The organism is Arthrobacter sp. SAFR-044 (genome assembly GCF_051965175.1).
In the GTDB taxonomy this organism is placed as follows: Bacteria; Actinomycetota; Actinomycetes; order Actinomycetales; family Micrococcaceae; genus Arthrobacter.
Genome location: NZ_JBQCMK010000002.1, coordinates 365510 through 383782, shown reverse-complemented (window position 1 = coordinate 383782; position 18273 = coordinate 365510). Strand labels below are relative to the sequence as shown.

Sequence of the window (18273 nt, the reverse complement as noted above, 5' to 3'; positions counted from 1 at the left end):
TCCTCGCACCGGGGACAGGGAACGGCGTGCAGGAAGCGGTAGCTTTGTACCTATGAAGTACGCCCAGTCCATCCTGGACCTCATCGGCAATACCCCGCTCATCAAACTCAACCACGTGACTGACGGCATTAAGGCCACTGTCCTGGTCAAACTGGAGTACCTGAACCCCGGCGGGTCCATCAAGGACCGCATCGCGGCGCAGATGATCGAGGACGCCGAACGCGAGGGCAAGCTGAAGCCCGGCGGCACCATTGTGGAGCCCACATCGGGCAACACCGGGGTGGGCCTGGCCCTCGTGGCGCAGCAGAAGGGCTACAAGTGCATCTTCGTGGTCCCGGACAAGGTGGGCGAGGACAAGCGCGCCGTACTGCAGGCCTACGGCGCCGAAGTGGTGGTCACACCCACCTCCGTCCCGCCGGACAGCCCGCAAAGCTACTACGGCGTCTCGGACCGGATCACCCGGGAGACGCCCGGGGCCTTCAAGCCGGACCAGTTCTCCAACCCCGCGGCACCGGGAAGCCACTACAAAACCACCGGCCCGGAGATCTGGCGGGACACGGACGGCACAGTCACCCACGTTGTCATCGGCGCCGGCACGGGCGGCACCATCACCGGCACAGGCCGGTACCTCAAGGAGGTTTCGGCTGACAGGCCCGAGTCCGACGGCGGGGTGGTCCGGATCATCGGCGCGGACCCCGAAGGGTCGGTCTACTCAGGCGGTACCGGGCGCCCCTATTTCGTGGAGGGCGTCGGCGAGGACATGTGGCCGGCGAACTACGACAAAACCATTCCTGATGACGTCATCGCGGTCTCCGACGCGGACTCCTTTGCCATGACCCGCCGCCTGGCGCGGGAGGAGGGGCTGCTGGTGGGCGGTTCCTCCGGGATGGCCGTAGTAGCCGCGCTGCAGGCGGCGAAGGACCTGCCGGAAAGCGCCGTCGTCGTGGTCATCCTGCCCGACTCCGGACGCGGCTACCTTGCCAAAATCTTCAACGACCAGTGGATGCGCTCTTACGGTTTCCTCTCCGGCGGCGAGGAAACCTCCGTGGGGGAGGTCATCAAATCCAAGAACGGCGAACTGCCGGACCTGGTGCACATCCACCCCAACGAGTCGGTCCGCGACGTCATCAACATCATGAACGAGTTCGGCGTCAGCCACATCCCGGTCCTGTCGCAGGAGCCGCCCGTGGTCATGGGGGAGGTCCTCGGCGCCGTGGACGAGCGCACCCTGACCGCCAAACTGTTCCGCGGCGAAGCGAAGCTGACGGACAAGATCTCCGAACACATGGGCCCCAAGCTGCCCGTGATCGGCTCACTGGAAACCATCTCCGCCGCCAGGGAACTGCTCTCTGACACGGACACCCTGATGGTCACGTTCGTGGGCGCGCCCGTGGGCATCCTCACCCGGCACGACCTGCTGGCCTACCTCAGCAACTGATCTGCGCTACCCGCAAAGGAGCATCATGACCGCCTCTGAAAACCAAGGCTTCAACACCCGTGCCGTCCATGCCGGACAGGAGTTCGAACCCCGCACCGGGGCCGTGGTGCCGCCGCTGCATTTCAGCTCCACCTATGCCCAGGACGGCATCGGCGGCCTGCGCAGCGGCTACGAGTACGGCCGCGGCGGCAACCCGACGCGGGACGCGCTGCAGGAACAGTTGGCCGCGTTGGAACTGGGCACCCACGCCTACAGCTTCAGCTCCGGGCTCGCCGCGGAGGATGCCCTCATCCGCGCGCTGACCCGCCCCGGGGACCACATCGTGCTGGGCAATGACGCGTACGGCGGAACCTACCGCTTGATCAGCCGGGTCCTGGGGGACTGGGGCATAGGCAACACCCCGGTGGACATGGCCAACCTGGACCGGGTCCGCCACGCGGTGGACGCCCACAAAACCCGGTTCGTGTGGGTGGAGACGCCGTCCAACCCGCTGATGAAGATCACCGACATCGTGGCGCTCGCCGACATAGCGCACGACGCCGGCGCCCTTCTGGTCGTCGACAACACCTTCGCGTCCCCCTACCTCCAGAACCCGCTCGCCCTGGGTGCCGACGTGGTGGTCCACTCCACCACCAAGTACATCGGAGGCCATTCAGACGTGGTGGGCGGCGCCGTCGTGGTCAAGGATGAAGAACTGGCGGAAAAGATCGGCTTCGTCCAGTTCGCGGTAGGCGCCGTGTCCGGTCCCATGGACGCTTTCCTGACCACCCGCGGACTCAAGACACTCGGCGTCCGGATGGACCGGCACAGCGAGAACGGCCAGGCCGTGGCCGAATGGCTGCTCGAGCGCCCGGAGGTCGAAGCCGTCCTCTACCCGGGACTGCCCACCCACCCGGGCCACGAGCTGGCCAAGCGCCAGATGCGCAAGTTCGGCGGCATGGTGTCCGTCCAGTTCAAGGGCGGCGAAGCTGCTGCCCGCAAGGTGGCCGAGTCAACGTCCGTGTTCACGCTGGCAGAATCCCTGGGCGGGATCGAATCGCTGATGAACTACCCCTCCGAGATGACCCACGCGTCCGTCAAGGGCACCGAGCTGGCCGTTCCGGTGAACCTGCTGCGCCTGTCCTGCGGCATCGAGGACAAGGAAGACCTGGTCGCGGACCTGGACCAGGCGTTCTCCAACATCCCGTAACCCCTCCGCGAGCTGTGCCCCACCCGCCCCCTGGCCTCCCAAGCCCGCCCAGGGAACCCCGCGAGATGGCACTTCACGGCAGTGTTTCCGCCCTGGACTGCCGTGAACTGTCATTTCGCGGGACGTGTGGCTTTCTTGAAAGAAGTCAGCTAGGGTTCCGTTATGCCTCTTCGATCCGACTGGTCCCAACGCAGCTGCAGCATGGCCCGCGGCCTGGACATCCTGGGAGACCCCTGGTCCATCCTTGTCCTCCGCGAGGTCTTCATGGGGAACGGGCGCTTCGACGCCATGAAGAGCCGGCTGGAAGTGGCAGACTCCGTCCTCACCAAGCGCCTGGCAGGCCTGGTCGAATCGGGGCTGCTGGAGAAGAGCGCCTACGACGACGGTGGCCGCACCCGCCAGGAATACGTCCTCACTCCCAAAGGTGAGGACGCGCTGCCGGTCCTGAACGCGGTCACCATCTGGGCGGAGAAGCATTTGCCCGCGCCCTCGGACCAGGCACACCTCTACGTCATCCATTCCGGCTGCGGGAAAGCCACCACCTCGGCGGACACCTGCACCGAATGCGGTGAACGGCTCACCGCGGCGAACACCAGCTGGCACAGCAGGGCCCGGTCCGAGCAGCCCATCCCGTTGTCCACTGCTGCCGGGAAAGGAACGGCCGCGTGAGCGCCCTGCCCGGGAAAGCGGCGGACATGTCAACGCTGCAGACCCCGCGCGGACCGCGCCGCCGCCTGCACCCAGCCTGGGCCGTGGCCGTCGTGGCATTCCTCGCCCTGGTGGGAGCAGCCGGTTTCCGGGCGGCTCCCGGCGTCCTGATGGTCCCGCTCCAGCAGGAGTTCGGCTGGTCCACCACGGTCCTGTCCGCGGCAGTCAGCATCAACCTGGTCCTCTTTGGCCTGACCGCCCCGTTCGCCGCCGCCCTGATGGAGCGGTTCGGCATCCGGGCCGTGACGGCAACGGCCCTGGTCCTGATCGGCATGGGCAGTGCACTGACCGTGCTGGTGAGCCAGTCCTGGCAGATCCTGCTGACCTGGGGCCTGCTGATCGGCCTCGGCACGGGCTCCATGGCCCTGGTCTTCGCCGCCACGATCGCCAACACCTGGTTCACCAAAAGCCGCGGCCTGGTCATCGGCATCCTCACCGCAGGCAGCGCGGCCGGCCAGCTGGTCTTCCTGCCCTTCATCGCCATGCTCGCCCAGGACCCCGGCTGGCGGCAGGCCTCCCTGCTCATCGCGGCAGGCGCCCTGGCCGTGGTCCCGCTGGTGTTGAAGTTCCTCAAGAACTCGCCGGCCGACGTCGGGGTCCTGCCCTACGGCGCGGACCCGGTGGCCGCTGATGTTGAAGAACCGGAAGCCGCAGCGGACCGCAAAGACGGCGGCCGCACCAACGCCGCCGTCCGCGCGCTGCAGGCGCTCCGGCGCGCCAGCAAGGTCAGGACGTTCTGGGCTCTCGCCGCCGGTTTCGCCATCTGCGGGGCCACCACCAACGGACTGATCGGCACCCACTTCATCCCCTCCGCCCACGACCACGGCATGCCCCAAACCACGGCCGCGGGACTGCTCGCCGTCGTCGGGATTTTCGACATCATCGGCACCATCGCCTCGGGCTGGCTCACCGACCGCTTCAACCCCCGCGTCCTGCTGGCCGTCTACTACCAGTTCCGCGGGATCGGCCTGCTGGTGCTTCCGCTGCTGCTGAACGCCGAGGTGCAGCCCAGCATGATCGTGTTCGTCGTGATCTACGGCCTGGACTGGGTGGCCACCGTCCCACCCACGGCAGCCATCTGCCGCGAAACGTTCGGAGCTGACGGCAGCGTGGTCTTCGGGTGGGTCTTCGCGGCCCACCAGCTGGGCGCCGCCGCAGCCGCCATCGCCGCCGGTGCCCTCCGTGACGCCACCGGGCACTACACCTACGCCTGGTTCGGCGCCGCCGCCATGTGCACCATCGCCGCCGTCATCAGCGCCACCATCCGCCGGCACCACAGTCCAAGGGAAGTGGAGCCCGCAGCGGCCTGAAACGGGCGCCGCTAGGCTGGTCGGATGGAACCGCTCACACCCGCCCCTGCCCGCCCTGTTGCCCTGGTCACCGGCGTGGGCAGGCTGGCCGGCATCGGCGCGGGAATTGCCCGCCAGCTCGCGGCGGACGGCTGGGACCTGGTCCTGTCCTACTGGGCCGGCTACGACGCCCGCATGCCGTGGGGCAGCGCACCGGAAGACGTGGTCCGCCTGACCGCGGAGCTGGAAGCCATTGGCGCCCAGGCCCATGTCCTGTCGGCCGATCTCCAGGATCCAGGCGTCCCGGACCGGCTCGTGGCGGAGTCCGCCCAGCTGGCCGGACCGCTGCAGGGCCTGGTGCTCAGCCATGCCGAATCAGTGGACTCCGGCGTGCTGGACACCACCATTGAATCCTTCGACCGGCACTTCGCCGTCAACACCCGCGCCAGCTGGCAGCTGATTGCAGCGTTCGCGCGGCAGGCAACGGACGACGGCGGCGCGATCGTTGCGCTGACCAGTGACCACACAGCCTTCAACCTTCCCTACGGGGCCTCGAAGGGGGCGCTGGACCGGATCGTGATTGCCGCCGCCCGGGAGCTGGGCCCGCAGGGAATCTCCGCGAACGTCCTCAACCCGGGGCCCGTGGACACGGGCTGGATGACTCCAGTGGTCCGCGAAGAGCTCACCGCGCAGCAGCCCACCGGCCGCCTGGGCACCCCGGCGGACGTTGCCGGGACCGTGGCCTTCCTGCTTTCGCCGGCCGGGCGGTGGGTGTCCGGGCAGCTGATCAAGGCCGACGGCGGCTTCTCCGCCTGAGCGCTGCACCGCCACCCCGCCGAGTTGGCATTTAGCGGCAATGTGTGGCCGGTTCACTGCCGTGGGGCCCACGCCCGCAGGGTTCCCTGGCCGAGCTTGCGAGGCTAGGGGCGGGTGGGGAACAACTCGCGCTCAGTGGAAGGCGTTGAGTCCGGTGATGTGCCGGCCCAGGACCAGGGTGTGCACCTCGTCGGTTCCCTCATAGGTCCGGACCGATTCGAGGTTCGCGGCGTGCCGCAGCGGTGAGTAGTCGGTGGTGATGCCGTTGCCGCCCAGGATGGAGCGGGCTTCACGGGCGATCTTGATGGCCTCGCGGACATTGTTCAGCTTGGCCAGCGAGATCTGCTCGGGCCGGAGGGTTCCCGCGTCCTTGAGCCGGCCCAGGTGCAGCGCCAGCAGGGTGCCCTTCTGGATCTCCACCAGCATGTTCACCAGCTTCTGCTGCGTGAGCTGGTAGCCCGCCAGCGGCTTGCCGAACTGCAGCCGGTCCAGCGAGTATGCCAGTGCTGCCTCGTAGGAATCGCGGGCGGCTCCCATGGCGCCCCAGGCGATCCCGTACCGGGCCTCGTTGAGGCAGGTGAACGGGCCGCGCAGCCCCCGCGCACCCGGCAGCAGGGCCTCGGAGCCCAGCCGGACGCCGTCGAACACCACGTCGCACTGGATGGAGGCGCGCATGGACAGCTTCTGCTCGATGGGCGTGGCTGTGACGCCTGGGGTTCCGGCGGGGACCAGGAAGCCGCGAACGCCGTCGTCCGTCATGGCCCACACCACCATGACGCCGGCCACGGACGCCAGCCCAATCCAGCGCTTGGCGCCGTTGAGCACCCAGCCGGCGTCGTCCCCGCTGCCGTCCCGGACCGCGGAGGTGGCCATGGCGGCGGGGTCCGAGCCGGCCGTGGGCTCGGTCAGGGCGAAGCAGCCGATCACCTCACCCGCTGCCATGCGCGGCAGCCACTCCTGCTTCTGCTCCTCGGAGCCCCAGGTGTGGATGGCGGTCATGGCCAGTGAACCCTGGACGGACACGAAGGTGCGGATGCCTGAGTCGCCGGCCTCCAGTTCCATGGCGGCAAGGCCGTATTCGACGGCGGACCGGCCCGGGCAGCCATAACCCTCCAGATGCATCCCCAGCACGCCCAGCTCACCCAGCTCGGTCGCCAGGTCGAGGGGGAAGACGGCGTCCTCGTACCAGCGGGCGATGTCCGGCCTGATCCGCTGGTGGGTGAAGTCGCGGACCTTTTGCCGGAGCTCCAGTTCCTCCGCGGACAGCAGGGAGTCGAGGTCCAGGACATCGGACGGACCGCCGGTCACGGCTTCACCAGGCATCTGTTCACCAGTCATTTCTTCACCAGTCATTTCGCCGCCAGGAAGTAGCCGCGGGTGGCGGGCAGGAAACGGCAGACGACGGCGAGGACCACACCGAGCGCCAGCAGCAGCACGCCGCTGACAAAAGCGCCGCCGACGCCGAAGATCTGGGTGTCACCGTAGGCCGGGTCCCACATCTGCACCGCCGAGATGAAGAACGCCGCGGTCAGCAGCAACGCCCCGGCCAGCGGCAGGATGCCGCGGAACCAGAGGTTGCGCACCGATTCCCGCAGCGTTCCACGGAAGTACCAGAAGCAGGCGAAGCCGGTCAGGGCGTAGTAGAACGCGATGAACAGGCTGATGGCACTGATGGAGTCCGCCAGGAGGTTTTCGCTCAGGAAGCTCATGGCCACGTAATAGGCCGCGGCCGCGCCGCCCATCACCCGGGTGGAAAAACCCGGCGTCTGGTTTCGCGGGTGCACTTCCGCGAACTTTGCCGGCAGCGCCCCGTGGACGCCCATGGAGAGGGTCCCGCGGGCTGTGGGCAGGATGGTGGTCTGGGTGGAGGAGAGGACGGACGCCAGAACCGCGACGACGATCAGCCAGCCCCATGGGCCCAGCACCACGTCCTTCATGGCCAGGAAGACGTCATCCTGGTTGGCCTCGTTGCCCAGGCCGATCCCCTCGGAGCCCACCGTGGCGTACATCATCACCAGCAGCGCCACGGAAACGTAGATCGCCACCAGCACGAAGGCGGAGATCACGGCGCCGCGGCCGGGGGTGGTGGACGGGTTCTCGGTCTCCTCGTTCACGGCAAGGCAGGTGTCCCAGCCCCAGTAGATGAAGAGGGCCAGGAGGGCTCCATGCACCACGGCACCGGGATCGGCGAAGGCGCCTGCAGGGTTGAACCACTCGAAATCAAAGGCCTGCCCCTCCGGCGCACCGCCCACGATCCGCACCACAATGGCCAGCGCAAAGAGGCCCAGCGCAATGTACTGGACATAGGTCAGGACGCGCTGGACGTGTTCGCCCAGCCGGATCCCGCGGTAGTTCACCAGGGTCATGAGGATGATGAACGCCAGCCCTGTGCCGGTAACCAGTAATTGGTTCTCCGCCAGAGATCCGTCGCCCACCAGCAGCCACAGGTACTGGCCGGCCACCTGCGCCAGGTTGGCCAGGACCACGATCCCGGCCAGCGCCACGCCCCAGCCGCCCAGCCAGCCGGCCCAGGGGCCGAAGGCCTGGCGGGACCAGGTGAACGTGGTGCCGCAGTCCGGGATGGCACTGTTGAGCTCGCGGAAGGCGTAAGCGATGAAGAGGACCGGGATGAAACCCAGCAGCAGGATCAGGGGCGTGTAGTTGCCGTTGACGGCAACAATCAGGCCCAGGGTGGCCGCCAGCGAGTATACCGGCGCGGTGGAGGCCAGCCCCAGCATCACCGAGTCGCCCAGATCCAGGATCCCGGCCCGCAGTCCCTTGGCAGGCACCGGGGTGCCCGGCCCGCCTCCGGAGGGTCCCGCCGTCGTCATGTCCGTACTCATAGGGCGATCCCTGCCTTGGTGGAGTCGGCCACCGCCGAAAGCGGCGCCGGTGCATCGATGGTGTTGGGCACGAAGCGGCAGAAGTAGTCCGTGACCGGCCCGTCCGATTCCCGGATGCCGCAGCCCACGGACTCGCCGTCAACCACCCACAGGCCCAGGACGGGACGGTTTCCGTCGAAGTCCGGGAGGGGGTGGTACTGCTGGTAGCACCAGCCCTCGCGGCCGTAGCCGCCGGGCTGCTCCAGCCTGATGCCGTCCGCGTGGATGCGGATGTTGTCGCCTTCGCGGCCGTGCAGGGGCTTGGCCACCCATTCCTTCAGCGGCCCGGGGTCAGTGAGGTACGCGGGCAGCAGGTTGGGGTGGTTGGGGTAGAGGTGCCACAAAGCGGCGAGCAGTGCCTTGTTGGACAGCAGCATTTTCCAGGCCGGCTCCACCCAGCGCGGGTTGTGGGCCCGCTCCAGCAGCCGGGGCCCGAACTCCTCCTTCATCATCAGCTCCCATGGGTAGAGCTTGAAGATGGTGCTGATCATGAAGTTGTCCAGGTCCACGAAGCGGTTCAGGTTGGGGTCCCACCCGATATCGGACATGTTGATGCCGATGGTGGTCCACCCGGCCTGGCCGGCCACGTCCCGCATGTAAGCAGCGGTCATCCAGTCCTCGCCGGATTCCTCCACCTCGGAATGGGCAACGTGCAGGGTGCTCATGCCGGTGCGGTACTGGAACTTCTTCCATTGCCGGATCAGCGCCTCGTGGATGCCGTTCCACTGGTCCTTTTCCGGGTGGACGTCCTGCAGCCAGAACCATTGGGCCACAGCGGCCTCGATGAGCCCGGTGGGGGTGTCCGCGTTGTATTCGAGCATTTTGGCCGGGCCGCCCTGGCCGTCGTAGATGAAGTCGAACCGGCCGTACACGTCCACGTCGCCGGCCTGCAAGGATTCCGCTGCCAGCTCCAAGGCCTGGGGGCCGATGCCGATGCTGCCCATGGCGCCGGTGGCCAGGAACTTGGCTGCCTCGAGGCACATCCGGTGCATGTCCTCGGCCACGAGCTCAAGGGTCTCCACCTCGTCCATGGTGAACTCGTAGTACGCCGATTCGTTCCAGTACTCGATCCGGCGCCCGTCATCCATGGTGGTGGTGGAGAAAACCAGGCCCTGCTCTTCTATCTTCTGCTTCCAGCCCTGCCGGGGCTCAGACAACATCCGTTTCATCCTCAGCCTCCCGAGACCTTGCCGCCGCCGCCGCTTGAACCGCTCTTGGCGCTTGAACCGAACCCGCCACGGCTGACCGTGCCGCCCTTGCTGCTGTAGCCCGTGGACGCCTTGGCGCCGGTGGGGACGCTGCGGGTGTAGTTGGGTGCGGTGGACCTGTTCTGGCCGATGGGGGGAACGCTTGCCCCGCGGGAGTAGAAGTACCAGGCGTAGATGCCGCCACTGCGGCCGGCGGAACTGTCGCAGTTGGTGTCCGCCACGCGCTCGCCGGTTTCGTCGTTGAAACAGACCTGTGCGTACTCAGGGTCATCCTCATTGCTGGCCACCACCGCCGTGATGGTGCCGGCCAGCAAAGCGGTCACGCCGAGGCCCACCACCACGGTGCGGCGCTGCGAGCGCTTCTTGCGGGCTGCCGCCTGGTTGAGCTGCTTTTCCCGCTCGCCCGCAAACGGATCCACGGGGGTGACGGGCTCGTTGAGGAGTTCGGGACGCAGCTCCGGTTTGGGGACCTGCCAGGGCGGTGGCTTGGCAGTGCTGCCGGCGCCACTGCCGGCGTCGTTTGCCGGCCCGGTTTCCGGTTCCTCTTTTGGGTCTTTCTGGTTCGAGTCCACGGCGTCCCCCTCAATTGGTCACGCGATTTGGGCGCAGCACTGCACCCCCAAATGCAAGTCTCGAATCAGCGTAGTCCCTGCCGATGCCGCCTGCGAGCAGGAATGCCCTGCGGCAAGGGGGGGAGAACTGCCCATTGCGGGTGCGTGCCGGCGCTGTGCCCCGGGACCCTAGACTGATGCCATGGAATCCGGTTCTGTCCTTGCCGTCTGCCGCGTCCACCAGCTGCTGGGGGACCAGAGCAGTGTTGGCGTCACGGCCATCGATAAGCGCCCGGCCGGTGGTCCGGTCAAGGTGCACAAGCTGGGCCTCCGCGGGGACATCCAGGCCGACAGGGCCCACCACGGCGGGGAGGACCAGGCCGTCTACGCCTACTCGCAGGCCGACGCGGACTTCTGGGCCGCTGCCCTGGGGCGGGAACTGCCGCCGGGCACCTTCGGGGAGAACCTGCGGGTATCCGGCATCGAAACCACCCACGCAGTGATTGGCGAGCGCTGGGCGGTGGGCTCCGGCGTCGAACTCGAAGTCACGTCCCCGCGCACCCCGTGCGCCACGTTCCAGCGCCGGATGAAGGAACCGCAGTGGGTGAAGCGCTTCACCGAGGAAGGTCGGGTGGGGACGTACCTGCGCGTCCTCCGCACGGGCAGCATCCAGGCCGGGGACACGATCGAGCGGACGTTCGTCCCGCGCCACGGCATCACCATTGGCAAATGGTTCAGCGAACCGGACGTGGACGTGATTGAGGCCCTCCGCGGAGCAGAGGACGACGGCGAGATCCGGCTCCAGGACGAGTACCACACCAAGTTTGGGGTACTGCTGCGGCGGCTGGGACGGTAGGGACCGCCCAGCAGCGCGGCTGGAGGGTGCGGTGTGTGCGCAAGCTCACCGCCGCCGTCGGCCGTTCAATTTCCGGTCCGCGGCGTCCGTGCCTTACACTTGAAACATCCCCCACTCCGGAAATCCCTTTTTCCTGCCCAATTCTTGAGGCAGGACTGGCAAGTGTTGGGGCCCGCGCAAGCGATGCGGGCATTTTCATAGGGAGAGCCGGCTAAAGAAAACGCTGTACAGACTGCTGGGATAGCAGCCAAGAGATGCAGCGCGAAGTCCTGCCACGGGATTGCGAAAGCGCCGGACTTCTGTGACCGGCCGGTCAATGTTTGCCCGGCACCATCGGCACGTGTACTGCGGCTCCGCTCACCTCGGGTAGTGCCGCCTGGCCCCCTATGGATGAGGAATAACTCTCTATGCCCGAAAACCAGAACGAAACCATCGACGCAGCGGCAACCGCTGAGACCACCGCCGTCGAATTCACCGAGGCTGCTGCCCCGGCAGAGCAGCCCGTTGCCACCGAACCCGAAGCCCCAGCTGGGGCGGCTCCTGCGGCCAAAGCCGCGGAAGACGACGACACCGTGAAGTTCGCCGACCTCGGCATCGACGGCCGCGTCCTGGCCGCCCTGCAGGATGTCGGGTACGAGAAGCCGTCCCCCATCCAGGCAGCAACCATCCCGCTGCTGCTCGAAGGCCGCGACGTTGTTGGCCTGGCCCAGACCGGTACCGGCAAGACTGCAGCATTCGCAGTGCCGGCACTGTCCCGCTTGGCTGAACTCCACGACCTCAACGGCCCGTCCCGCAAGACCCAGGCGCTGGTCCTGGCCCCCACCCGCGAGCTGGCCCTCCAGGTTGCCGAGGCCTTCACCTCCTACGCCAAGCACATCGACGACTTCACCGTCCTGCCCGTCTACGGCGGCTCCGCCTACGGTCCCCAGCTCGCCGGCCTGCGCCGCGGCGCCCAGGTGGTTGTGGGTACCCCCGGCCGCGTGATCGACCACATCTCCAAGGGCTCCCTGGACCTGTCCGAGCTCCAGTACCTGGTGCTGGACGAGGCCGACGAGATGCTGCGCATGGGCTTCGCCGACGACGTTGAGCAGATCTTCCAGCAGACCCCCTCTGACCGCCAGGTGGCGCTGTTTTCCGCCACCATGCCGAGCCAGATCCGCCGGATGTCAAAGCAGTACCTGAACGACCCCGCCGAGATCTCGGTGAAGTCCAAGACCACCACCGGCGCCAACACCCGCCAGCGGTACCTGCAGGTCATGGGGCCGCACAAGCTGGACGCCATGACCCGCATCCTCGAGGTGGAAGAGTTCGACGGCGTCATCGCCTTCGTGCGGACCAAGATGGCTACCGAGGACCTGGCTGACAAGTTGAAGGCCCGGGGCTTCCAGGCCGCAGCGATCAACGGTGACATCCCGCAGCAGCAGCGCGAACGTACCGTGGACGCGCTGAAGGAAGGCCGGATCGATATCCTCGTTGCTACCGACGTCGCCGCCCGCGGCCTGGACGTCGAGCGCATCAGCCACGTGATCAACTACGACATCCCGCATGACACCGAGTCCTACGTGCACCGCATCGGCCGCACGGGCCGTGCGGGCCGCTCCGGCGACGCCATCCTGTTCATGACGCCGCGCGAGAAGTACCTGCTGCGTTCCATCGAGAAGGCCACCCGCCAGCCGGTGGAGCAGATGCACCTGCCCACCGCCGAGACCGTGAACACGCTGCGTCTTGGCAAGTTTGCCGAGCGCATCACCGAGACCCTTGAGTCCGAGGACGTCTCGATGTTCCGCGACCTGATCGCTTCCTACGAGGAAGAGCACAAGGTGCCGGCAGCAGAAATCGCTGCGGCGCTGGCCGTTATGGCGCAGGGCGGACAGCCGCTCCTGGTCAAGGAACTGCCCGCGGCTCCCGAGTTCCAGAAGCGTGAGCGCTCCAAGGACGGCTTCGGCTCACGCGGCCCGACCCGTACGCTCACCGAGGGCAACGCCACCTACCGGATCGCCGTCGGACGCCGCCAGCGCGTCATGCCGGGTTCCATCGTGGGCGCCATCGCCAACGAGGGCGGCATTTCCTCGGCCCAGATCGGTGGCATCGACATCCGTTCGGACCACTCCCTCGTGGAGCTTCCCGCGGACCTGAGCCCCGAGCAGCTGCGCGCCCTGTCCCGCACCCGGATCGGCGGCGAGCTGATCCACCTTGAGCTGGACAACGGACGCAAGCCCTCGGGTGACCGAGGCGCCTACCAGGGCAACCGTGGCGGTGACCGCGGCGGCAACTTCAAGGGCAACGGCGGGTTCAAGAAGGAATTCCGGAAGAACGACGGCGAGCGGTCCTCGGCTGACCGCGGCGGACGTTCGTACAGCGACCGTTCAGAGCGTTCCTTCAGCGACCGCGGCCAGTCCGGCGACTCCCGCTTCGGCGGCCACGGCGACGGCTCCCGCAAGCCCCGCAGCGGCGGCGACAGCGGACACCGCGACTTCAACCGCAAGGGCAAGTGGTAAACCCTTCCGCAGGTTGAGGAATTGACGACGGCGATGGGCCGGCTTTCGAGCCGGCCCATCGGCCTTTAACCGGAAGCCGGATGTGGGGATGGACACATTCCCGTCCGGGCATGAAGGCGGGGAGCCTCTGAAAGGCGGTTTCCGCCGCCGTCCGCCCTGCTGCCCATGGCCCTCCCGCCCCGGAATTCCGCGGAAAATCCGGGTAGACGGTCCAGGAGACGACGTACCCAGGAGGCCGGAAGCTGCCCGGTACGCCGATTTGTTGGTGCGGAAATCTTCCGGTAGAGTATTTACTCGTTGCCCCCCTAGCTCAGTGGTAGAGCGCGTTCTTGGTAAGAACGAGGTCACCGGATCGATTCCGGTGGGGGGCTCTGAATGAGGGCCTGCGTCAAGGCGGTTTGACCGGCTTGACGCGGGTTTTTCTCATTCGTGGCGGTGTAGCTCAGTTGGTTAGAGCGCACGACTCATAATCGTGAGGTCGGGAGATCGAGCCTCCCCACCGCTACCAAGTAAGACCCCCGGAATCCCCGAGATTCCGGGGGTCTTTTCGTTGCCTGCAGTAGGCCCACCCAAACACAAAAGCGTCTATGCGGAACGCCATGACCCGGAGGCCTCAGTGCCTTCCGATTGGCACGTACCCTGCGCGGCATGTAACGTTTAGGTCACCGGTTGGCACACACGCTTGGGGGAGCGTCCTGAACGCTCTTGCGTGTGCTAAGTCCCAGGCCTGTGCCTTGCATTCCGCAGACCGTAACCCTGTCCGGGCAGGGCACCCTGGTGTCGCTGCCCCATCCGCACTCCCATGAAGAGGCTCAGTTTTCATGCGCAGAAACCATCTGCTCGCCGCCGGCATGCTCTCGGCACTCCTTGCCACAACCGCCTGTGGCACCGTCACCGGCGCCGCCAACCCCTCCGCCCCATCGCCGGGCTTTAGCTCCGCCGGCATCGAGGCCAGCGCCAGCACTTCCAAGGACACGCCGCCCGACCAGGTGGGCGCCTCCCAGCGCATTGCCGCCGACAGGGCTGCCGCGGCAGCCCAGGCCGGGAAGGCGGCCACTGAGGCCAAGGAAGCCGAAGAAGCCGCAGCTGCGGAGAAGGTGGCCAAGACCGAGGCCCAGGCAGCCGCAGCAGCCGCAAAGGTGGCTGCCGGCGCCCCGGCAGCCGGCAAGGCCGCCGCGTCAGTTCCCTTGCCCGCCACGATTCCTTCCGCCGCGGCAAAGCCCGCACCCGCGCCCGCTGTCCCGGCGCCCGCGGCCCAGCCGTCCTCCGAGCGGATTGTCACCACCACGTACACCACGGCGTACACCTGGTTCGACAACACCCCTGCCGGGTCGGCAACCATCAGCCACCCTGTGCTGCATCAGTCTGCCGGCGGCACAGGCACCTTTGAAGACCCCATCACCATCGCTGTAGGGCACTCGTTGGCTACGGGGCAGGACATCCTCGACTTTCCCGCAGGCACGCGCATCTACCTCCCGGACGTCCGCCGCTACTTCATCGTGGAGGACACCTGCGGCGATGGCAACGATCCCCAGGGCGGCCCGTGCCACCAGGGCGCCAACGCGAACGGAACCAACTCCACCATCTGGATCGACATGTGGATTGGCGGCAAGGGTGTCAGTTCCGGTGCCGCCGACCAGTGCGCCAGCAGGGTGACCAACATCAACACCGCGGTCTTCAACCCGGTCAGCGACTACGTGGTGGCGCCGGGCGCAGGAGTGATCCATGACGGCCGATGCGATGCAGGCTACGGCAACGCACTCGTGAAGAAGTAACTGACGGGACGGGCCCGCCGGAACCAGGTGGTGACCGAAGCGGGGGCCGGCGAAACCGCCGGCCCCCGCTTGCTGCTTAACCGTGACAACCGGGGTGATCCGAAGTAGCTTGGCAGCAACTGGCGGATTGGGGACTCGGTGGACTTTTTCACGGCGGTGATGGAACCGTTCCGGTGGCTGGTGTCCGTCATCATGGTGGCTTTCCACGATGGACTCAGGGCGGCGGGCATGCCCGCGGCAGGCGGTTGGACCTGGACGCTGTCCATCATCGGGCTGGTACTGGTGATCCGCGCGGCGTTGATCCCGGTGTTCCTGGCGCAGGTCCGGGCCCAGCGCCGGATGCGGCAGCTGCAGCCGGACCTGAAGGAGCTCCAGGACAGATACAAAGGCAGGACGGACCAGGCGTCGCGGCAGGCCATGGCCCAGGAACAGATGGCCCTGTACAGGAAACATGGCACCAACCCGTTCTCTGCGTGCCTGCCGCTCCTGATCCAGGCGCCGTTCTTCCTGGCCCTGTTCCAGGTGCTGTCCGGGATCTCCAGCGCCGCGCCCCAAGGCGCAGGAATCGGAGCCCTGGGCCGGGACCAGGTGGTCCAGTTTGACTCCTCCAGCATCTTTGGAGCCCCGCTGTCCGCCTCCCTGTTGCACGGCGGCGGGGACCAAGCCGCCGTGGCGGTGCTCGCCGTCGTCATGATCCTGGTGATGATCGCCTGCCAGTTCCTCACCCAGAAACTCGTGGCGGCGCGGAGCATGGCGGGGCAGGACGCCGATAGTCCCCTGATGCGCCAGCAGCGGGTCCTCCTCTATGTCCTGCCGTTGATCTTCGGTGTTGGCGGCATCTTCTTCCCCATCGGCGTCCTGGTCTACTGGACGGTCTCCAACGCTTGGACCCTGGCCCAGCAGTTCCTGGTGTCGCGCCGGCCTTGATCGAGGGGGTCAGTGGCCGGCCAGCGCCTGCGACTGCTCCTTCAGGAAGTCGGTGACCGACCTTGGATTGATTCCGCGTTGGCGGAGGGGTTTGTCATCCCAGGTGGCCTCCTCGATATCCGAAGACAACCCGGCGCCCAGCGCAGAAGCCATGGCGTCGTTCCTGCGTTTCAACATAAGCGTGGCCAGCCGCGCCACGGGGCGCGGCATGCGCTGCACCTTCATGGGGCGGTGGGACAGTTCCCCTGCCAGCCCAATGATCTCGTTCGTGGTCAGGGGCTCGGGTCCGCCCACGTCGATCTGTGCCGGCGGAGCGGGCTCCAGCGCCACAGCGGCGAGGAGGGCGGCAATATCCCCGCTGGATACCAGCCGACGGCGGTTGTCGCCCTTGCCGATGACGGTTGCCTTTCCCGCCGCGAGGTCGAACCGGGCGGCGCGGCTGAGTTGGACTTCCTGCAAGCCGTCGGAGCGGACCACCACGGCGCGCATGGGGGAGTCCGCCAGGCGCCGCTCAATGGCGAGCTTGGCCTGTTCCAGCGGGGTCCGCCGCCTGGCGCCGCCGATCGGGAAGGACAGGTAGACAAAGCGCTGCACGCCGGCGGCCTCCGCGGCATCAACAAAATGGCCCATGCCCACCTCGTCGACGTCCCGAATGGTGGCGGAACTGGTCCCCGCAAACCGGCGGGTGATCGCCGTTGCCGTGGCAATCACCGTTTCGACGCCCTCGCACGCGGGCGCCAGCGTCGCAGGTTCGGTGAGGTCGCCGCGCACAATCTGCGCGCCGATCGCCCGGAGCGGTGAATCGTCAGTGGTGGGCCGGACCAGGCAGCGGACATCCTGCCCGGATTCACGCAGCAGCCGGGCCACCCGGCCGCCCAGGTCACCCGTTGCCCCCACCAGGAGGATCATGGCCCTGCTCCTTCCGGGCCGGCTCCGGTGACGGCCTGGACCGCGGCATTCACGTCCGCCGTATCCCTTTCGACAGGCTCCAGGTAGAACCTGACGGCCACGATCCGGTCGCCACGGACGCTGAAGATTGCCACGCCGGCCTGCTCGACGGCGCTGCCGTCCAGGCGGGTGCCACGCGATCCCCATTCGACCCATACTTTGCCGCCGGTGCCGGTGCCGGTGCCGGTTGCCGAGTCCAACACTGTCACGGTGAGGTCAGGGATCCCTGCGAACAGCGCGGACCAGTTCTTCCGTACCTGCGCACTCCCGGTGAAGCTGCGGGCGGGGTGGTTGGGGGTGATATTGACGTAGTCGTCTGCGAACTCGGCCATCATGGCATCGAGGTCGCGCCGCTGGGCTGCGGAAAACATTCGGCGCACAGGGCCGTCGGGGAGGCGGTCCACGCCGTCTGGCGTGTCCATGGAAAAGCTCCTTGATGCCTCGCCGGGCGAGGCTGTCACCTGTTAGATTGATTTAAATACAGTTAGCTGTATTGATTGGAGTTTAAGACCGCATGCAGAGCCCAGTCAATGCCTCCGGGAAACGCCCCGCGAGGCGAAGTTATGACGCACGGCGGCGCCGGCAGCTCGCTGCGGAGTCGCTGCACAGGGTCCGGGCGCATGCCAGGGAGCTGTTCCTCACACAGGGATTTGGGGCGACGACGATTGCCCAGATTGCCCGTGCTGCCGGGGTATCCGCCGAGTCGGTCTACAAGAACTTTGGCAGCAAGGCGGGGCTGGTCCGCGCCATTTACGAGGAGAGCCTCCTTGGTGCGGGCGGCCCGCCGGCCGAACAGAGGTCCGATCTCGCCCAGACAACGGAAACGGACCCGGTACGCCTGATGGAGCGGTTCGGCCGGTTCACCACGGAAATCAGTCCTATCGGCGCCCCGGTCTACCTGCTCATCAGGGATGCGGCGGCCAGCGGCGACGCTTCCATGGCGGCACTGCTGCGTGACGTGGACGATGCCCGTTACCGCCGGATGCTGCACAATGCGCGGCAGCTGGTGGGCAGGGGGCTCCTCCGGCCCGGCCTCAGTACGGCCGAGGCTGCCGACATCATGTTCACCTCCACCGCCGCCGAACTCTACGAGACCCTGGTGATCAAGCGGGAATGGTCCGCCGAACGCTACGGCACCTTCATTGCCCGGACCCTGGCGGCAAACCTGCTGTGACCCGCGCCGGCCGC

The 18273-nt window shown here is 67.2% G+C and carries 16 protein-coding genes and 2 tRNA genes; 12 read left to right on the top strand and 6 right to left on the bottom strand.

Annotation, left to right across the window (positions count from 1 at the left end):
* Positions 1–52: 52 nt before the first annotated feature.
* The 5 genes from ACTHQS_RS04535 (at position 53) to ACTHQS_RS04515 (ending at position 5440) form a co-directional block, all read left to right on the top strand.
* The gene (locus ACTHQS_RS04535; protein ID WP_440166440.1) at positions 53–1438 is read left to right on the top strand and encodes a cystathionine beta-synthase; all 1386 of its coding nucleotides are present in this window, start codon (positions 53–55) and stop codon (positions 1436–1438) included.
* A gap of 25 nt (positions 1439–1463) precedes the next feature.
* Positions 1464–2627: a cystathionine gamma-synthase gene (locus ACTHQS_RS04530; RefSeq protein WP_440166438.1), complete on the top strand. Its 1164-nt coding sequence runs from the start codon at positions 1464–1466 to the stop codon at positions 2625–2627.
* Positions 2628–2789: 162 nt separating this feature from the next.
* A complete protein-coding gene (locus tag ACTHQS_RS04525; RefSeq protein ID WP_440166436.1) occupies positions 2790–3296 on the top strand; it encodes a winged helix-turn-helix transcriptional regulator in 507 nt (168 codons plus the stop codon).
* Positions 3297–3322: 26 nt separating this feature from the next.
* A complete protein-coding gene (locus ACTHQS_RS04520; protein WP_440166668.1) occupies positions 3323–4645 on the top strand; it encodes an MFS transporter in 1323 nt (440 codons plus the stop codon).
* Positions 4646–4669: 24 nt separating this feature from the next.
* A complete protein-coding gene (locus ACTHQS_RS04515) occupies positions 4670–5440 on the top strand; it encodes an SDR family oxidoreductase (protein WP_440166434.1) in 771 nt (256 codons plus the stop codon).
* Positions 5441–5572: 132 nt separating this feature from the next.
* Here the strand turns inward: ACTHQS_RS04515 and ACTHQS_RS04510 are convergent, their stop codons facing one another.
* From ACTHQS_RS04510 to ACTHQS_RS04495, 4 genes are read right to left on the bottom strand one after another with little or no spacing between them, the layout of a single operon-like run.
* Complete coding sequence (locus tag ACTHQS_RS04510; RefSeq protein WP_440166432.1) at positions 5573–6778, bottom strand: acyl-CoA dehydrogenase family protein; 1206 nt, start codon at positions 6776–6778, stop codon at positions 5573–5575.
* A gap of 11 nt (positions 6779–6789) precedes the next feature.
* Positions 6790–8283, bottom strand: a complete 1494-nt coding sequence (locus ACTHQS_RS04505) for an APC family permease (RefSeq protein ID WP_440166430.1) — start codon at positions 8281–8283, stop codon at positions 6790–6792.
* Positions 8280–9491 carry a glutathionylspermidine synthase family protein gene (locus tag ACTHQS_RS04500; RefSeq protein ID WP_440166428.1) on the bottom strand — a complete coding sequence of 404 codons (1212 nt, stop codon included), beginning with the start codon at positions 9489–9491 and terminating at the stop codon, positions 8280–8282. Before ACTHQS_RS04500 ends, ACTHQS_RS04505 begins: the two co-directional genes overlap by 4 nt.
* Before the next feature lie 2 nt (positions 9492–9493).
* The gene (locus tag ACTHQS_RS04495; RefSeq protein ID WP_440166426.1) at positions 9494–10102 is read right to left on the bottom strand and encodes a Tat pathway signal protein; all 609 of its coding nucleotides are present in this window, start codon (positions 10100–10102) and stop codon (positions 9494–9496) included.
* A 181-nt stretch (positions 10103–10283) separates the two neighbouring features.
* Here ACTHQS_RS04495 and ACTHQS_RS04490 point away from each other — a divergent pair, with 181 nt between their 5' ends.
* The 6 genes from ACTHQS_RS04490 (at position 10284) to yidC (ending at position 16137) form a co-directional block, all read left to right on the top strand.
* Complete coding sequence (locus ACTHQS_RS04490; protein WP_440166424.1) at positions 10284–10937, top strand: MOSC domain-containing protein; 654 nt, start codon at positions 10284–10286, stop codon at positions 10935–10937.
* A 407-nt stretch (positions 10938–11344) separates the two neighbouring features.
* On the top strand, positions 11345–13435 hold the full coding sequence (locus tag ACTHQS_RS04485; protein WP_440166422.1) for a DEAD/DEAH box helicase: 2091 nt from the start codon (positions 11345–11347) through the stop codon (positions 13433–13435).
* A gap of 299 nt (positions 13436–13734) precedes the next feature.
* Positions 13735–13806, top strand: a tRNA-Thr gene (locus ACTHQS_RS04480).
* A 60-nt stretch (positions 13807–13866) separates the two neighbouring features.
* Positions 13867–13943 (top strand) — tRNA-Met (locus tag ACTHQS_RS04475).
* Between the two features lie 313 nt (positions 13944–14256).
* Positions 14257–15210 (top strand): hypothetical protein, encoded by a 954-nt coding sequence (locus tag ACTHQS_RS04470; RefSeq protein WP_440166420.1) that lies wholly within the window; start codon positions 14257–14259, stop codon positions 15208–15210.
* Between the two features lie 138 nt (positions 15211–15348).
* Positions 15349–16137 carry a membrane protein insertase YidC gene (gene yidC, locus ACTHQS_RS04465; protein ID WP_440166418.1) on the top strand — a complete coding sequence of 263 codons (789 nt, stop codon included), beginning with the start codon at positions 15349–15351 and terminating at the stop codon, positions 16135–16137.
* Between the two features lie 9 nt (positions 16138–16146).
* Here the strand turns inward: yidC and ACTHQS_RS04460 are convergent, their stop codons facing one another.
* A complete protein-coding gene (locus ACTHQS_RS04460) occupies positions 16147–17046 on the bottom strand; it encodes an SDR family oxidoreductase (protein ID WP_440166416.1) in 900 nt (299 codons plus the stop codon).
* Positions 17043–17507, bottom strand: a complete 465-nt coding sequence (locus tag ACTHQS_RS04455) for a nuclear transport factor 2 family protein (RefSeq protein WP_440166414.1) — start codon at positions 17505–17507, stop codon at positions 17043–17045. Before ACTHQS_RS04455 ends, ACTHQS_RS04460 begins: the two co-directional genes overlap by 4 nt.
* A 92-nt stretch (positions 17508–17599) precedes the next feature.
* On the opposite strand from ACTHQS_RS04455, the gene ACTHQS_RS04450 reads away from it, so the two are divergent.
* The gene (locus ACTHQS_RS04450; protein WP_440166412.1) at positions 17600–18259 is read left to right on the top strand and encodes a TetR/AcrR family transcriptional regulator; all 660 of its coding nucleotides are present in this window, start codon (positions 17600–17602) and stop codon (positions 18257–18259) included.
* Positions 18260–18273: the final 14 nt, after the last annotated feature.

What these genes read in the sequence shown, in the direction of transcription:
- ACTHQS_RS04535 (WP_440166440.1), top strand. Translation starts at nt 53, where the DNA reads ATGAAGTACGCCCAGTCCATCCTGGACCTCATCGGCAATACCCCGCTC.
- ACTHQS_RS04530 (WP_440166438.1), top strand. Translation starts at nt 1,464, where the DNA reads ATGACCGCCTCTGAAAACCAAGGCTTCAACACCCGTGCCGTCCATGCC.
- ACTHQS_RS04525 (WP_440166436.1), top strand. Translation starts at nt 2,790, where the DNA reads ATGCCTCTTCGATCCGACTGGTCCCAACGCAGCTGCAGCATGGCCCGC.
- ACTHQS_RS04520 (WP_440166668.1), top strand. Translation starts at nt 3,323, where the DNA reads ATGTCAACGCTGCAGACCCCGCGCGGACCGCGCCGCCGCCTGCACCCA.
- ACTHQS_RS04515 (WP_440166434.1), top strand. Translation starts at nt 4,670, where the DNA reads ATGGAACCGCTCACACCCGCCCCTGCCCGCCCTGTTGCCCTGGTCACC.
- ACTHQS_RS04510 (WP_440166432.1), bottom strand. Translation starts at nt 6,778, where the DNA reads ATGACTGGTGAACAGATGCCTGGTGAAGCCGTGACCGGCGGTCCGTCC.
- ACTHQS_RS04505 (WP_440166430.1), bottom strand. Translation starts at nt 8,283, where the DNA reads ATGAGTACGGACATGACGACGGCGGGACCCTCCGGAGGCGGGCCGGGC.
- ACTHQS_RS04500 (WP_440166428.1), bottom strand. Translation starts at nt 9,491, where the DNA reads ATGAAACGGATGTTGTCTGAGCCCCGGCAGGGCTGGAAGCAGAAGATA.
- ACTHQS_RS04490 (WP_440166424.1), top strand. Translation starts at nt 10,284, where the DNA reads ATGGAATCCGGTTCTGTCCTTGCCGTCTGCCGCGTCCACCAGCTGCTG.
- ACTHQS_RS04485 (WP_440166422.1), top strand. Translation starts at nt 11,345, where the DNA reads ATGCCCGAAAACCAGAACGAAACCATCGACGCAGCGGCAACCGCTGAG.
- ACTHQS_RS04470 (WP_440166420.1), top strand. Translation starts at nt 14,257, where the DNA reads ATGCGCAGAAACCATCTGCTCGCCGCCGGCATGCTCTCGGCACTCCTT.
- ACTHQS_RS04460 (WP_440166416.1), bottom strand. Translation starts at nt 17,046, where the DNA reads ATGATCCTCCTGGTGGGGGCAACGGGTGACCTGGGCGGCCGGGTGGCC.
- ACTHQS_RS04455 (WP_440166414.1), bottom strand. Translation starts at nt 17,507, where the DNA reads ATGGACACGCCAGACGGCGTGGACCGCCTCCCCGACGGCCCTGTGCGC.
- ACTHQS_RS04450 (WP_440166412.1), top strand. Translation starts at nt 17,600, where the DNA reads ATGCAGAGCCCAGTCAATGCCTCCGGGAAACGCCCCGCGAGGCGAAGT.